This window comes from Pedobacter sp. MR2016-24 (assembly GCF_026239655.1).
Taxonomy (GTDB): domain Bacteria; phylum Bacteroidota; class Bacteroidia; order Sphingobacteriales; family Sphingobacteriaceae; genus Pedobacter.
In genome coordinates this window covers 476,996-491,289 of record NZ_JAPIVO010000004.1, presented here as the reverse complement: position 1 = coordinate 491,289, position 14,294 = coordinate 476,996, and the positions used below count along the sequence as shown (strand labels likewise).

11 protein-coding genes are annotated in these 14,294 nt (G+C 41.2%); 3 read left to right on the top strand and 8 right to left on the bottom strand.

Annotated features, from left to right (window positions below):
- Positions 1-2: 2 nt before the first annotated feature.
- Entirely contained in the window at positions 3-581 is a 579-nt protein-coding gene (locus OQX62_RS13125) for a hypothetical protein (protein WP_265831990.1), read from the bottom strand.
- Between the two features lie 116 nt (positions 582-697).
- Between OQX62_RS13125 and OQX62_RS13120 the strand changes: the two genes are divergently transcribed.
- Positions 698-997, top strand: a complete 300-nt coding sequence (locus OQX62_RS13120) for a hypothetical protein (protein WP_265831989.1) — start codon at positions 698-700, stop codon at positions 995-997.
- A 175-nt stretch (positions 998-1,172) separates the two neighbouring features.
- Positions 1,173-1,523, top strand: coding sequence for a DUF2200 domain-containing protein (locus OQX62_RS13115; protein WP_265832176.1), 351 nt, complete (start codon positions 1,173-1,175; stop codon positions 1,521-1,523).
- A gap of 23 nt (positions 1,524-1,546) precedes the next feature.
- Here OQX62_RS13115 and OQX62_RS13110 read toward each other — a convergent pair whose 3' ends face one another.
- Both OQX62_RS13110 and OQX62_RS13105 read right to left on the bottom strand, forming a co-directional pair.
- Positions 1,547-2,116, bottom strand: coding sequence for a helix-turn-helix domain-containing protein (locus tag OQX62_RS13110; RefSeq protein WP_265831988.1), 570 nt, complete (start codon positions 2,114-2,116; stop codon positions 1,547-1,549).
- Positions 2,117-2,168: 52 nt separating this feature from the next.
- Positions 2,169-2,669, bottom strand: a complete 501-nt coding sequence (locus OQX62_RS13105) for a hypothetical protein (RefSeq protein ID WP_265831987.1) — start codon at positions 2,667-2,669, stop codon at positions 2,169-2,171.
- Positions 2,670-2,870: 201 nt separating this feature from the next.
- Here OQX62_RS13105 and OQX62_RS13100 point away from each other — a divergent pair, with 201 nt between their 5' ends.
- On the top strand, positions 2,871-4,841 hold the full coding sequence (locus OQX62_RS13100) for a heavy metal translocating P-type ATPase (RefSeq protein ID WP_265831986.1): 1,971 nt from the start codon (positions 2,871-2,873) through the stop codon (positions 4,839-4,841).
- A 72-nt stretch (positions 4,842-4,913) separates the two neighbouring features.
- Here the strand turns inward: OQX62_RS13100 and OQX62_RS13095 are convergent, their stop codons facing one another.
- From OQX62_RS13095 to OQX62_RS13075, 5 genes are all read right to left on the bottom strand, one after another.
- Positions 4,914-5,951 (bottom strand): glycerophosphodiester phosphodiesterase, encoded by a 1,038-nt coding sequence (locus OQX62_RS13095; RefSeq protein ID WP_265831985.1) that lies wholly within the window; start codon positions 5,949-5,951, stop codon positions 4,914-4,916.
- A gap of 378 nt (positions 5,952-6,329) precedes the next feature.
- Positions 6,330-8,438 (bottom strand): alpha-L-fucosidase, encoded by a 2,109-nt coding sequence (locus tag OQX62_RS13090; protein WP_265831984.1) that lies wholly within the window; start codon positions 8,436-8,438, stop codon positions 6,330-6,332.
- 2 nt (positions 8,439-8,440) lie between these two features.
- Entirely contained in the window at positions 8,441-10,744 is a 2,304-nt protein-coding gene (locus OQX62_RS13085) for a family 20 glycosylhydrolase (protein ID WP_265831983.1), read from the bottom strand.
- Positions 10,745-10,767: 23 nt separating this feature from the next.
- Positions 10,768-12,597 (bottom strand): glycoside hydrolase family 35 protein, encoded by a 1,830-nt coding sequence (locus tag OQX62_RS13080; protein WP_265831982.1) that lies wholly within the window; start codon positions 12,595-12,597, stop codon positions 10,768-10,770.
- A 106-nt stretch (positions 12,598-12,703) separates the two neighbouring features.
- Positions 12,704-14,287 carry a RagB/SusD family nutrient uptake outer membrane protein gene (locus OQX62_RS13075; protein ID WP_265831981.1) on the bottom strand — a complete coding sequence of 528 codons (1,584 nt, stop codon included), beginning with the start codon at positions 14,285-14,287 and terminating at the stop codon, positions 12,704-12,706.
- Between the last annotated feature and the right edge of the window lie 7 nt (positions 14,288-14,294).

Here is a 14,294-nt window from a genome sequence, read left to right as displayed (position 1 = left end):
TTTCAACTTACCCAGTTGGATAAGTTAAAAAAGTACTTCCATCCTGTTTTATCTTTTACATAAACAGCAATCTCTCCATTACCACATAGACTGCCACAATAATAACCATATTGAAAAATACATACTGTCCCTTTCCGCAAAAATATTGGCGTGTTTAAGCTATAAAAGCCATGGATATTTTTATTGTACAACATCTCCCAACCTAAAGGTTTATATTTTTCAAAATACATATCTAATGTATCTTGGGCGATGATTTTAGCATTTGGGAAGATATCATTTAATGATATGTCTGATTCCATTTTATCAATACTTTTTTTGACATAATCCTTTTCTTTTTTTGTGAGCACCAATTTGTCTGCTGTTCCCCAAGTACTTTTAAGGGTATCTTTAAGGATTGTCTTTCTCAAATTGTCTGTCGTGTATTTTGTCTGTTCAGGAACGTACAAAAAATTTTTCTTGTTTTTATTCTGGCCGGCAGTAAAAAACCAGGTCAGAAATTGTTTTTCTTGAGAAAGAGCTTGTGACCTTGCGGAAAGGAAGGAAAGGAAGAAGACGAAGAATAATAGAATGTTTCTCATCATAAAGTAGTTTTAATAACCAGATTGTTTGAATTAGGATGCCGCGGGAGAGCAATTTCCATAATCTACCTAAGCGCTTCGAATTAAAGATTAAAAAATAAAACCGAACTTTGATCCATATGATGAACATTTCAGACAGACAAACCTTTATTACCAGCTTCCAGGATAAGTTTAACGAGTCTTTGGATCGTATTGAAGAGAAATATGACGAGAAGGCGGACTTTTGGTTTTATTACGTACAACTGAAGGAGGGCATTGATCAAGATGAATTTCTACAATCCAATTTTCAATACATAGTAGATAACACCGATTTTGAGGATTCTTTTGACTTGTGGTTTAATGAATTTGGGGATGATATGGAAACTGAAGCTAGCATATTATCAGTTAACACGGAACTTAACGAGGATGATGAATTCTAAGATCATTGTGCAATATCCCTATTATGCCATCATCAGTAGTATGCTCTCTCGGTGCATCGAATGATTCCTTTAAAAATTATATTTTTTTTAATTCTTTATTCTAAATTTAATATCCATTGTTTACTAAGGTAGATGCGATTATAAATAAAGAATAAAGTTAATTAAGGAATCAATGATGAATAATAGCAACAGAGTATACAAAATGTCTTTTGCAAGTGTTTACCCGCACTACATCCAAAAAGCGGAGAAAAAAGGCCGCACAAAAGCAGAAGTAGATGAAATTATATTTTGGCTCACAGGATATAATGAACAATCACTGCAAGAGCACATTGACAGTAAAACCAATTTTGAAACCTTTTTTGCCGAGGCACAGATCAACCCAAATGTTTCAAAAATTACCGGTGTAATTTGCGGTTATCGTGTAGAAGAAATCGAAGATAAAGTCATTCAGCAGGTTCGCTATTTAGATAAGCTGATCGATGAGCTGGCAAAAGGTAAGTCAATGGAAAAGATTCTGAGAGGTTGATCATTATACATTAAAATAACGCCTTAAGATGCGACTAGTTCCAGACTCTGCTCATTGAGCTTAAGTTTAGGATTGCTGAGTTCTTGAATCACATGAGCGAGCTTCAACCTTTCTTCTACTTTCAGCATCGTGGGTATAAGATCCTTAAAATCAATTTTTAATAACAGGTGAATAATAATCAGATCATGCGTAGTGAATGGATTGATACCATTAACTAATTCAGAAATATAACTGACACTCGTATGCCCTAAAATTTTACCCAAGTCCTTCTGAGATATTGATAGTTCCTGCAATCGCTTTCTGATCAAATGCTTCCGATTATGTAGAAATAGACGCTCCTGCTCAGCGATCATTTCCGCCAGATCATTCTCCTGAATTTTAGCAGCGGTAATATTTTCAGTTCGGCTCCATTCCCGTTCTTCATATTCTTTTAGAATAGCTCTTATCTGCTGTCTTTTCTCATTTAGATCAGGTTGTTCTTTGGCTAATACCCTCAATTTACGTTCAATAATAGAAGCACGTTCAAAGTCCAGTTCACTATCCAGAATCCCTTTTTTTATTATTTTATTTAAGTTGACAATCGTACTGTTCACAGTCTGCTTTCCATCCTAAATACATTTGGCAATATTTTCCTTATCCTCCCTTTTATCTTACTATTGACTTACATCTGCTTATGTATACTGGTATGATTACATTACTATGCATTTCGTGTTTCTGCTTGCTTTCCCGGTAAACATTACTCAATATAGAAGAGAGCGCTTTCACCTGATCAGCATTGAACGTATAAAAGCTCTTATTCCTTACCTTCCTGAAAACCATTTTTAAAGGCAGCTCCCGGGGAACATAGAAATCAGTACTGAATTTAAGCAGGTAACCACTACATTGCTTTTTTAACATTAATTCATGCACCTTTCCGGGACCTAAAAAGAAGACGGTATTATCTATCACAGGATAATCTACAAAATCTATATGATGTATTCCATCACCCCTTTCCAGGAATAGTACATAAAAGAAATCATGCCTGTGCAGCAGCTGTACCCTATCCTGACCGGCCAGATAAAGTTTAATATCAAGCATATCAAAAGTCCCCGAAAAGGCGGGTTCTCGAAGCATATTGCTAATATGTCTTACAGGAATAGTCTGCATTAAATCATTTTAAATTCTGCTACAGAAACTGGTCTGATCATTGTTATTTAACGCAAAGATGCGCAATAATCAAACTCAATCAAATTGCATAGTCAGACAAGGTTTCCTTCAATTTTTGTTAGATTTACCACTATAACGCTGATTGCGCTGAGAATGAACAAGGCCTTCCATTTTGTAATAGACAAAATATAAAATACGATTATGAGCAGAGAGTGTTGCGAAAATAACCATAAAACTAAAGGTGCTGTAGAAAAAACAAAAGAAGAAATACCCGACGATGACCATTCACATCACGACCACTCAGGAGAAGGAAACGAAAGCTGGCTGAGTCATTGGCCGCTGCTTTCTGCCCTGCTTATCTTAATGGTGATGCTGGTCCTGGAATTCGGGTTCAGCTATCAGCCGGTATTTCCTTTCAACCTGATCATCTTTACCATTGCTTTTTTATTGGCAGGCTACAATGTGCTGGGCATGGCCTGGCAAAAGGCGAAACACTTTGACTTCTTCAATGAGTTCTTCTTAATGAGTGTAGCCACAATAGGTGCATTCAGTATTGGCTCTTACAGTGAAGGGGTAGCAGTAATGGTATTTTACTCGATTGGAGAGTGGTTTCAGGATGCAGCTGTAGACCGTGCGAAGAGGAGTATCAAAGCTCTGCTGGACATCAGGCCTGATGAGGTTACGGTGATCAGAAACGGCCAGACTACGGTGATCAATCCCGGTGAAGTCCAAATTGATGAGCTGATACAGGTGAAAGCGGGAGAAAAAGTGGCGTTGGATGGAATATTGAACTCAGCTACTGCGACGTTCAACACAGCAGCTTTAACTGGTGAAAGTAAACCGGATACGAAAAGAAAAGGCGAAACAGTTCTTGCGGGAATGATTAATCTGGATAAGGTATCTGAAGTGCAGGTGAAATCGCTTTTCAAAGATAGTAAGCTCAGCAAAATACTGGAAATGGTACAGGATGCCACGGCCAGAAAATCACAAACGCAACTTTTCATTAGTCGTTTTGCTAAAGTATATACGCCTATTGTTTTTGCGCTTGCACTGCTGGTCTGTTTGGTTCCTTACTTTTTTACTCAGCCGTACGACTTCCACCAGTGGTTTTACAGGGCTCTGGTGTTTCTGGTGATCAGTTGTCCTTGTGCCCTGGTCGTATCCATTCCCCTGGGTTACTTCGGTGGAATCGGCCTCGCCTCACGTAATGGTATTCTTTTTAAGGGTTCCAATTTCCTGGATGTGATGACGAAAATCAACATGGTCATTATGGATAAAACAGGTACACTGACGAAGGGTGTATTTAAGGTGCAGGAAGTGGTGACAGTTGACCGGGATAAAAGCGAGTTCATACGTATTGCCGCAGCCCTTGAAAAGGATTCTACGCACCCAATTGCCAAAGCAGTGGTGGAATATGCAGGAGATGCAGCAGGATTAGAAAGGGCTGAAAATGTAGAAGAGGTTTCCGGGCACGGACTAAAGGGAACGGTTGCCGGAAGCACTGTCCTTGCAGGAAATGGTAAACTCCTTAAAAAGTATAGTATTTCTTATCCTGGAGAGGTGGATAGCCTGGTAGATACCGTCGTACTGATTGCGATAGATAACCAATATGCAGGTTACATCACTATTGCGGATGAAATTAAAGAAGATGCGAAACAGGCGATTGAGCAGCTGCACAGCATGAAGATACAGACAGTCATGTTATCGGGCGACAAACAAATCGTCGTGGATAAAATTGCTCAGCTTCTGGGGATTGATAAAGCCTTTGGAGACCTGCTTCCGGAAGGGAAAGTGGAAAAAGTACAGGGTTTCAAAGATGCAGGAAGCCGTATCGCCTTTGTGGGTGATGGTGTGAATGATGCCCCTGTCATCGCCCTGGCTGATGCCGGTATGGCGATGGGTGGTCTGGGAAGTGATGCCACTATAGAAACGGCTGATATCGTTATTCAAAATGACCAGCCTTCCAAGATAACCACTGCGATTAAAATAGGAAGGATCACCAGAAACATTGTCTGGCAAAATATCACTATAGCCATGGCTGTGAAGATTCTTGTACTGGTACTTGGCGCAGGTGGTATTGCTAATTTATGGGAAGCAGTAATTGCCGATGTCGGCGTCGCATTAATTGCTATTCTGAATGCCGTGAGAATCCAGAAAATTAACCTTGACTAAGATCATCAGCATAAAGCCAAAAAGGGGTGAACACGAAAATGTTCACCCCTTTTTGATTAATAATCTCCGTTGTTATTTGTTCAATTTCTTCAATAACATTTCCGGCTCATTTGTAGTAATATAGTCTACCTTTTCATTCAGCAGCCAATCCATTAAAGGCTCTTCATTTACAGTCCACACATTGATACTTACCTTTTCCGCTCTCGCTTCTTTGAACCAGCCCGGGTTTTTCTGCATGATGCTGAAATGGTAGTCGAGACCTGTTAAATGATCTGCAGCAAGTGCTGCCGGAGCTTTATCGCTTTTCAGATAGGCCGACTGTGCGTAAGGAGCCAGTTTAATCACCTCTTTACATACATCATAGTCAAAGCTGATATAATCTACCCATGCTTCAGCTTTCAGTTCACGCACCATTGCCATCACTTTATGCGTCAGCGCAATCCCTCTTTCCTTACTGATGATGGAAGCTTTGATCTCTAATACCAGCTTGGTTTTATTCTGATTCATACCTGCAAGCAGGTAATCTTTCAATGTTGGTAAGGATTCACCGTTACTTAATTTCACCGCTGCAAGCGTTTGCGACGGTGTTTTTTCTATGGTAAGACCTTGGATACTATCATCATGGTTGACAAAAAGAACGGAGTCAGAAGATAAATGAACATCAAATTCACTGCCTTCGCAACCCATATCAATAGCATGTTTTAAAGCAGCAATTGAATTTTCTGTAGCCCCTGTGTTTTTCCAGGCACCACGATGGGCAACAACTTTATTATGGATGAACTGGTCCCTGACAATTCTAAAGCTTTCTTTAATCTCTGCTTCAGCGGTTATCGCGGTAATGTCCACATCCAGCCATTTCACCTCGGGTTTTACAGTGTTGCTGCGCAAAGTAAGCACATTGCCTTTATTAATTTTAAATGCCGCTGCATCCGGGCCACTTAAAGTAATATGGGTAATTTTTGCATCTCCCCCATTTTTCAGTACCCCTACATCCTTTTTTTGTGCAGAAAAAGTATATCCTGTGAGATAGATCGAAGGTTTAACTTGTGCAACTAAAGTACCGGCAAGGGTCATTTGAAGGAGTGTGATTACTGTCAGAAATCTTTTCATAAATATAATTAAATTAAAATGTATAACGAAGGCAGATTTGTGCCTGTTATTTTGTCTTTCCAACGGCGAAAATAAGCGACTAGTATTAGCTCAAAGAGACTTTCATATTAAGTTAAGGCAAAGTTTCATACCCCTTCAGCACCGCTATTTAGCTATCATCCTGCTATTCTTACAATTAGCGATTATCTCTTTGTAAGAAGATGCAAGTGAAATGCAGGAAGCTATCTACACCAGATAATCCTATGCCATTTGACAGCTACTGGTCTGGAAAACCAAACCAGTAGCAAACGAATGTCTGGTGAATACCAAACCAATGTATGACCAATATAACCGCGAGCCCTTATTCTGTCTTCTCCTAGAATAGCTATACAGGTCAGCTTACATTGAAATTCCTATCTCAGCGGCAGTAACTCCATTACCTTTTACAACCCTGCGACCAGTAAATTTAATATAACGGGCAGAAACTGCATTTTTCAATTTTATGACCTGATTAATTGGATTGGCGCGGATATTCGAGAATTCACCCGAAGCTACCTCAACCCATTGCTGACCATCGGTACTGGTGTAAAAAGTATAAGTATCTACAACACCATCTAAAATTTTATCCTGGCGTGGCAAATAACTTACTGAAGAGATCGTATTCACTTTCCCAAGATCTATTGCAATAGATTCCGGTTTAAATTGTTGTGTACTGTCTGCCTGTAAAGTGCTCCACAAGGTATTGTTTTGCTCATCAATAACGGCTTCAGGATGTGAACCAATTGCACCGGGCATAATGCTCCATTTTGTTTTACTCACTTCCAGTTGCAACTTCACCGCTTCACTATTTTGTTTATCTACAGTTGCAATAGCACTCACTGCGCCTCCATCTTGTAACAAAAAGGGCTGAGTGTATGCAGGTGATTTTATGTTCGGCACTGTGCCATCGAGCGTGTAATGAATACTGTTTACAGGACTAGCCGTTTCCATCGTTACCATCCCTGTTTTGTCACGGGAAATAACAGGAGCAGTCAGATGATCCGGCTCCTTATACAATCCGAAATCACTCAGGGCGATAGATACAGGAGATTTAGTAATGCGTAACCTTATTTTATTGGTGGTCACCGTTTGTGGTAAACGAATCAACCTGTTTGCACCGACACTTGTAGCCTCTGCAATTTTTTTCCAGGCACCATTGATCAAACCGTCAACTTCGACAGCTTCAATGCGCTGACCTAATTTAATATTTTCACGCAAACGGATCACATTGAAACTCTTTGCTACCGGCAATTCTACTGTCAGTGATGGTGTTAAAACCTTATCGTCTGTAGCCCAGTAAGAATAACGGTCAGCATCGGTTACTAATTTCGGACCAAAAACTGCTGTTTTACCCCCGCGAATATTACTGGCGGTTAAACGCGCTCCTTTAGCCAGATTTACTGCAAAGGTCTGCTTCAGTATCTCGCCGAACTGCTTCAGCGAATTTACATCCTCATCATCCAGTACGCCATCTCTGTTGGGCGACAAACCCAGGTCAAGATTGGCACCGCGACCTACGCTTTTATAATATAAATCCAGCAAGGTATAAGGCGACTTCACCTGCCCGTTCTGGCTTTTATGATAAAACCAACCCGGACGTAACGAAACATCACATTCTGCCGGCATCCAATATTTTCCATTTCGCGTACCTTCCACACCTAGCCAGTGTTTCACGTAACCGTTTGAAGGCTGATTGCCTGCATCAGGCGCTTCAGGCGTGTAAGTAGCCCAGGAGGTCAGACCCGCATGGCCTTCTTCATTCCCTACCCAGCGTACATCCGGACCGACATCGCCAAAAATTGTAGCTCCTGGCTGCAGTTTACGGATTTCAGCCCAGGTAGTATCCCAGCCATAATAAGTACTGCGGTCTATTTTACGCGCTTCATTGGCACCTCCATAATAACCATCTCCCCCGTTGGCACCATCATGCCAGGAGATAAACAGTGGTCCGTAATTGGAGTAGAGTTCTTTAATTTGTGCGCGGTACAGTGATATATATTCCGGCTTGCCATAAACAGGACTATTCCTGTCCCATGGTGAACAATAAAGCCCCATTTGCATGCCTAATTTCTCGCAGGCGAGCTGATATTCTTTCACCATATCACCTTTACCATCTTTCCATTTGGTTTGAGTGATATTATGTGTGGTGGTTTTGGTAGGCCAGATACATAAACCATCATGGTGTTTAGCCACAATAACTACTCCTTTAAAACCACCGGCCTTCGCCGCACCTACAATCTGTGAGGCGTCGAAACGCGTAGGATTTACAATTGCAGGATCTTCATCTCCAAAGCCCCATTCCTTATCTGTATAGGTATCTACACCGAAATGTATAATACAGTACATGCCCATTTCATGCCAGTTGAGCTGTGCCTTGGAAGGTAATACCCCGTAAGGTTTTGGTGCTACCTGCGCAACGCTTGTCGCCATGAACAGCACTAAAGAAAAAGTGAGAATACGATGTTTCATATTTAATTTTTTAACCAGTCAGACGGTACTTCTACGGGAGCAGAACCATTGACACTATATTTTAATTTCAGGGTAAAACCGCCGCCACCTTCCACAAAATCCATTGCAATGGGCTGTAATCCTTTTCTCAATGCCGCTTGTCCGCTTTTTTCAAAAGGGCCATGCCAACCATCATTGTTGACGGTTTCGTTGCCGGCAATAGTTAATATCCCGCCGTCATCACAGGTAAAAAAGAAACTGTAAATGCCATCTGCCGGAATATCCAAGTAGCCATGGTATTTGAGTCCGAAAGACGGCGCTTTAGCTTCAGCAGGAACCACCACTTCATTCACGGTATAAACAGCTTCAGGTTTGCCAGCCATTAATTTCGAACTTTTATAGGAACCAGGATAATAATCGCACAACAAACCAGGTTTAGCTGCCATTACATTTACAATCGGTGCAGCCATATCCTGTTGTTTATAATGCAAATTATAAATATCTCCCCTTCTGCCCGAAGCCGTAAATGCAGCAAGGCGGACGTAAGATGCCTTATTGATAGTCAGCGGTTTATCCAGTACAATTGCGTTCATATTTGGTACACTTCCATCAGTTGTGTAACGCAAAGTTATATTTTTCAGCGGTTTCTGAGGATTTAATACCGCATAATCGGTAAAAACATTTTGCTCTGCCATCCCGGCGATATCCGGTAAACGATAGCTTACTTTTAGCGCATCCAATCTTGGGAAATGTTGAATTAACCTTGCCATATAACTAGTATAATCATGTGTGTCCGACCATAACCGTTCTGCCAGTGCTGTCATACGCGGGAAGATCATATAATCTGCACGGGCTTCCGTAGGAATACGTTCCGTCCAGGTATTGGCCTGGGCACCCACAATACCCTTCGCTTCTGCAGCAGTCAATCCTGTAGGAATCGGGCTGAAAGCATATACATTGGCCAGTGAATTCTGATCCGGTTCATTGTCGAAATATAGTGGATTGCCGGGCGACATAATCACCTGGTTCCCGTTTTTAGCTGCTTTCACCGGGGCATCTGCTACCCATGAACGCCAGTACATCACCATTGCGGTAGAGCTTACCCCATCTTCCAATATCTCATCCCAGCCAATCAGCTTGCGGTTTTTAGAATTAAAGAATTTCTCCATACGGTTGATGAAATAACTTTGCAGTTCTGCCGTGGTCCTGATGTTATTTTTCAGCATAAACGCTTTACACTCGTCTGATTTTTCCCAGCTGCTGCGGTCAACCTCATCGCCACCCACGTGAATATACTTACTTGGAAAAATCTCCATGATCTCCGTAAAAATATTTTGTGCGAATTCAAAAGTTGCCTCATTACAAGGACAGATCGGTGTAGTAAATAACTTACCCCATTTGTTTTCTCCGTTACAGGTTAAAAAAGGATAGCTGTTAATTGCAGCCATCATATGTCCCGGCATGTCCACCTCAGGAATGATGTCAATATGTTTCGCCGCAGCATAAGCAACGATGCCTTTCATCTGTTCCTGGGTATAAAAACCGCCGTACATCTTCTTCCCGTTTTTAACCACGATATGTTTGGGATCGATGGCAAAGTCAGGGTTTTCTTTCGACTTCACTATGCAGGCAGAATCCTGATTATTGAATTCCCGCCATGCACCTTCTGCTGTCAGTTTTGGATATTTCTTGATCTCGATTCTCCAGCCCTGATCATCTGTCAGATGCAAATGAAACTTATTGAATTTATATAAGGCCATCCGGTCAATAAACCTCCTCAGGTATTCCAGAGAGAAGAAGTGTCTCGACACATCCAGATGAAGTCCGCGCCACGCGTAAACCGGCTGATCCCTGATCTGAACAGTCGGGAGGGCAATTTTGGTCGCAAATTTACCAGGATGTTCATCGGCCGGCAGCAATTGTCTGATTGTTTCCACCGCTCTGAACATGCCCGCAGGTTCTTTAGCGAGGATAATAATGCTCTTGGGTTCAATTGTTAGTGCATATCCTTCTTCCGCCGTAATTGCAGCACTGTAACGCATGGTAATGGCCATGGCTTTTTTCGTGGCACTGACTTTAAACGGTTTACCGAAGTACTGTTTCAACAACCGATTGAGCTGTTCTGCTTCCTGTTTAAACACGGCACTTTCAGTAACGATTGTAGTCGTAGGCTGTAAAATAAAAGATCCCTTTCCTGCCTGCAAAGAGGTTGGATAAGGGATCAATGAAAATTTAGCCGCGGCTTCCTGTGCTTTAATGATGGGCATGCTGCAAAATAATAGCAGTGCTGAAAGCAGGATAGTATTTCTATAATTTTGTGGTCTCATGTAGGTTTATTGTATCAATGAAATTATTTTGCGGCAACGGGGCTATCCAGGATCGGATCAGCAAGCGTAGAAATTTTGGTGTGTCCTGACTTTAGCTGGTCGAACACCGTGATTTCATTTTTACCTTTCTTCAACCAAACTGCAGGCACGTATATCGTCTGCTGTGCACCTATATTCCAGTATTTACCCAGGTTATGGCCGTTTAAGAAAACGAAACCTTTTCCGAACCGGCGCATATCCAGATAAGTATCTGCAACATCGCTAACTTCAAAAGTTCCTTTATATAATGCAGGCTGTACTTTATCAATATTGGCAGCTGTATATTTCCATCCTTTCAGGTTAGCAAAAGGAAGGCTGTAGTTTTCCCAGTTCTGCACTATTTTTCCATCAAGAGATACCTCCCTGGTAATTCCATGCCTGTTGTCTGTCAGGTAAGGTCCGTAATTAATCCTTCCGTTGTTTTCTACTAAAATATCCAGTACCGCATTTTTAGGCACATTCACCAGCTGTAATGAATCCTTCGTCAGCCTTCTGTCCAGCGTACCGATCTGTTTTCCGTTGATATAAATCGTAGCGTAGTCTCTTAATTCTTTAACTTTCAATAATCCTGCGGCACTGATATGCGTTCTGTACAATACGAAACCGTAAGCCTGGTTCAGTTCTTCAAAAGTTAACGGTGTTTTCGAGGTCAGCCCTTTCGGTAGTTTATTAAATACCGGTGCATACCCACTCAGTTGAATATCCCCTATTGCGATAGTTCTCTTTTTAGCCGGAACAGCTGGCAATTTGATATCCGCAGGCAAATGTTTTGCAATCACATCCCTGAATTTTAAGAATTTTTCTGTCGGATTTCCTGCTTCATCCAAGGGTGAATCATAATCATAACTGGATACCTGCGGTGCATAAGCTTCAGTTTTGTTCATGTTCGCACCGTTCATAAAGTCGCGCGTAGTACCGCCATGGAACATGTACATATTGATCGAAATACCTGCACCCAAAATGGCATCCAGTTTTTTCGCAGCACCTTCCGCAGCTACTTTTGCATGTTTCTCTCCCCAATGGTCAAACCATCCCGGGTACCATTCCGCCACATAATATGGTCCTTTACCTTCATGGTGTTTATTGATCAGTTTTTTTACTTCAACAGGATCTTCCAGACCATTTACAGCCGGTAAATAGCCCGGCAGGTAACCTTTAGTCATCTGATCAGCACCATCACAAGTAAACAATACACCATCGAAACCCGCCTCACGGAAAATCTGACGGTTCAGGTCCATATAACTTTTATCATCACTATAAGAACCGTATTCATTCTCGATCTGCACCATCAGGATATTTCCTCCATGCGTAACCTGCAGCGGTACCAGCTGTTTAGCCAGCTGATTGATATATTTTTTATAGGCTTCAATAAAACGTGGATCTTTACTCCGCACTTTTACTGAACTATCTTTTAATAACCACCATGGGTAACCACCAAATTCCCATTCTGCACAGGCATACGGACTTGGTCGCATCACCACCCAAAGCCCTTCTTCCTGTGCAATCTTCACAAATTCAGCAATGTTATTGTTACCACTGAAATCGTATTTACCCTGCACTTCTTCATGTGCATTCCAGAAAACATAAGTACCAATGGTATTTAAGCCCATTGCTTTAGCCATCTTCATCCTGTCGCGCCAGTATTCTTTGGGAATACGTGCACAGTGCATTTCACCAGAAATCATCTGTAAAGGTTTTCCATCCAGCATAAAGCTGGAATCGCCCAGTTCAAATTTATGGGTAGCTTTTTGTGCCTGCAGGTTCGTGCTTAAAAATAAAAGCGCAGCGGATAGAATAGTAAGGGATTTTTTCATCAATAATCGGAAATTTATCTTTATCATTCAAAAATGGCAAAAATATTGGCATTAGCCTCCTCAAATAAGGAGCATTTGCCCATATTTTTGCCTTAATTATGTTTAATTACCAGCCTGGATTCTGAACCAGGTTTTTGTTCTGGTCAAGATCATTCTGAGGAATAGCAAATAAGTAGTCACGCGTTTTAAATGAACGTTTTTCTACCAGCACATGCGAGCCATAATCAGCTCTATCAGTATTGAAATTATTCAAAATTCCATATACGCTGCCATTCATTACTGTTTCTGCAATTTTCCATCTGCGGATGTCAAAGAAACGATTGTCTTCCAAAGGGAATTCAACACGTCTTTCTCTACGAATAATAGTCCTCAGTTCAGCTTGAGTGCTCGCTTTTGCTGCTGTAATTGCAGGCATATTCACACCAGCACGTTGTCTTACCTGATTGATCGCATTATAAACCGACTGATCGATAGATCCGGATTCAACTTTAGCTTCTGCATAGTTCAGCAGCACTTCAGCGTACCGCAATAGTATAATATCATTAGAAGAGTTATTATCATAGTTACCCGAGATCACAGCCGGAATGTATTTTTTATAGTAATATCCTGTAAATGAAGCATTATTTTTTGCAAGACCATCAATTGAATTTGGAGCAGTAACATCTATTGTAGTACCATTTACAACCACTCCCGGAACAACTATAGTTAATTTTAGTCTTGGATCACGGTTCTCAAAAGGTGTTGCTGCGTTATACAATGGTGAAGTAGCAATGGTATTCCCATCAGTACATTCATATTCATCTACCAGACTTTGAATCGGTGTAATTTCCGACCAGCCCCCTACAGATGGTCCGCCTACCCAGGTAGCAGTACCATTCGCATAAGTATTGGGAATATAACGACCAGACAAAATGATTTCCTTGCTGTCTTCATTCGTTCCATTGAACAAACTCAGATAATTATTATCAATACTGTATTCCGCCAAATTCATTACAGCCTGAGAAGCAATAGCAGCATTTGCCCAATCGCCTTCATATAAATATGTTCTTGCTTTTAATGCCAAAGCAGCACCTTTAGTCGCCCTGCCTGCATCAGTAGCAGGGTAAGATAAAGGGAGAAAGTTAGCAACTGTATCTAGTTCTTTGACAATAAAATCTGCCACTTGTGCCCGTGGGGTACGGGTAACGTAGAATTCTTCTATAGGTTGAACACGTGTGATCAATGGCACATCGCCATACATACCAATTAGCTGCTGATAAGCATATGCCCTCAAAAAACGTGATTCTCCAATCAGCCTGTTTCTCATCTCATCACTCATGCTACTTACTTTATTTATATTATCCAGTACGTTATTGGCAGCAGCAATCATCTTATAGAAATTTCCCCAGTAATGGCCGAACACACCAGTGGTACTGGTTGCGCTTCCGTTACCTACGTATATAATATCAGACGGCCAGTTACTCCAGGCGAAACTATCGTCAGTAGCACCAGAGATGAATATTCTGTCCCAGAAATCACCCAGGTATCTGTAAATATTGTTTGTTGCCTCAACCGCATTTGTCTCCGTTTTCCAGTAAGTTGTACTAGACGATGCGTCGGTCGGCTGCTTATTCAATTCATCTTTTTTACATGCAGAGAAGCTGATGGTAATACAAGCTGCTGCAGTAATTATATATTTAATACTCTTCATTTCCTTG

Coding starts and splice junctions, on each gene's coding strand:
- OQX62_RS13080 (WP_265831982.1), bottom strand. CDS start 12,597: ATGAAAAAATCCCTTACTATTCTATCCGCTGCGCTTTTATTTTTAAGC.
- OQX62_RS13100 (WP_265831986.1), top strand. CDS start 2,871: ATGAGCAGAGAGTGTTGCGAAAATAACCATAAAACTAAAGGTGCTGTA.
- OQX62_RS13075 (WP_265831981.1), bottom strand. CDS start 14,287: ATGAAGAGTATTAAATATATAATTACTGCAGCAGCTTGTATTACCATC.
- OQX62_RS13115 (WP_265832176.1), top strand. CDS start 1,173: ATGAATAATAGCAACAGAGTATACAAAATGTCTTTTGCAAGTGTTTAC.
- OQX62_RS13125 (WP_265831990.1), bottom strand. CDS start 581: ATGATGAGAAACATTCTATTATTCTTCGTCTTCTTCCTTTCCTTCCTT.
- OQX62_RS13090 (WP_265831984.1), bottom strand. CDS start 8,438: ATGAAACATCGTATTCTCACTTTTTCTTTAGTGCTGTTCATGGCGACA.
- OQX62_RS13095 (WP_265831985.1), bottom strand. CDS start 5,951: ATGAAAAGATTTCTGACAGTAATCACACTCCTTCAAATGACCCTTGCC.
- OQX62_RS13120 (WP_265831989.1), top strand. CDS start 698: ATGATGAACATTTCAGACAGACAAACCTTTATTACCAGCTTCCAGGAT.
- OQX62_RS13085 (WP_265831983.1), bottom strand. CDS start 10,744: ATGAGACCACAAAATTATAGAAATACTATCCTGCTTTCAGCACTGCTA.
- OQX62_RS13105 (WP_265831987.1), bottom strand. CDS start 2,669: ATGCAGACTATTCCTGTAAGACATATTAGCAATATGCTTCGAGAACCC.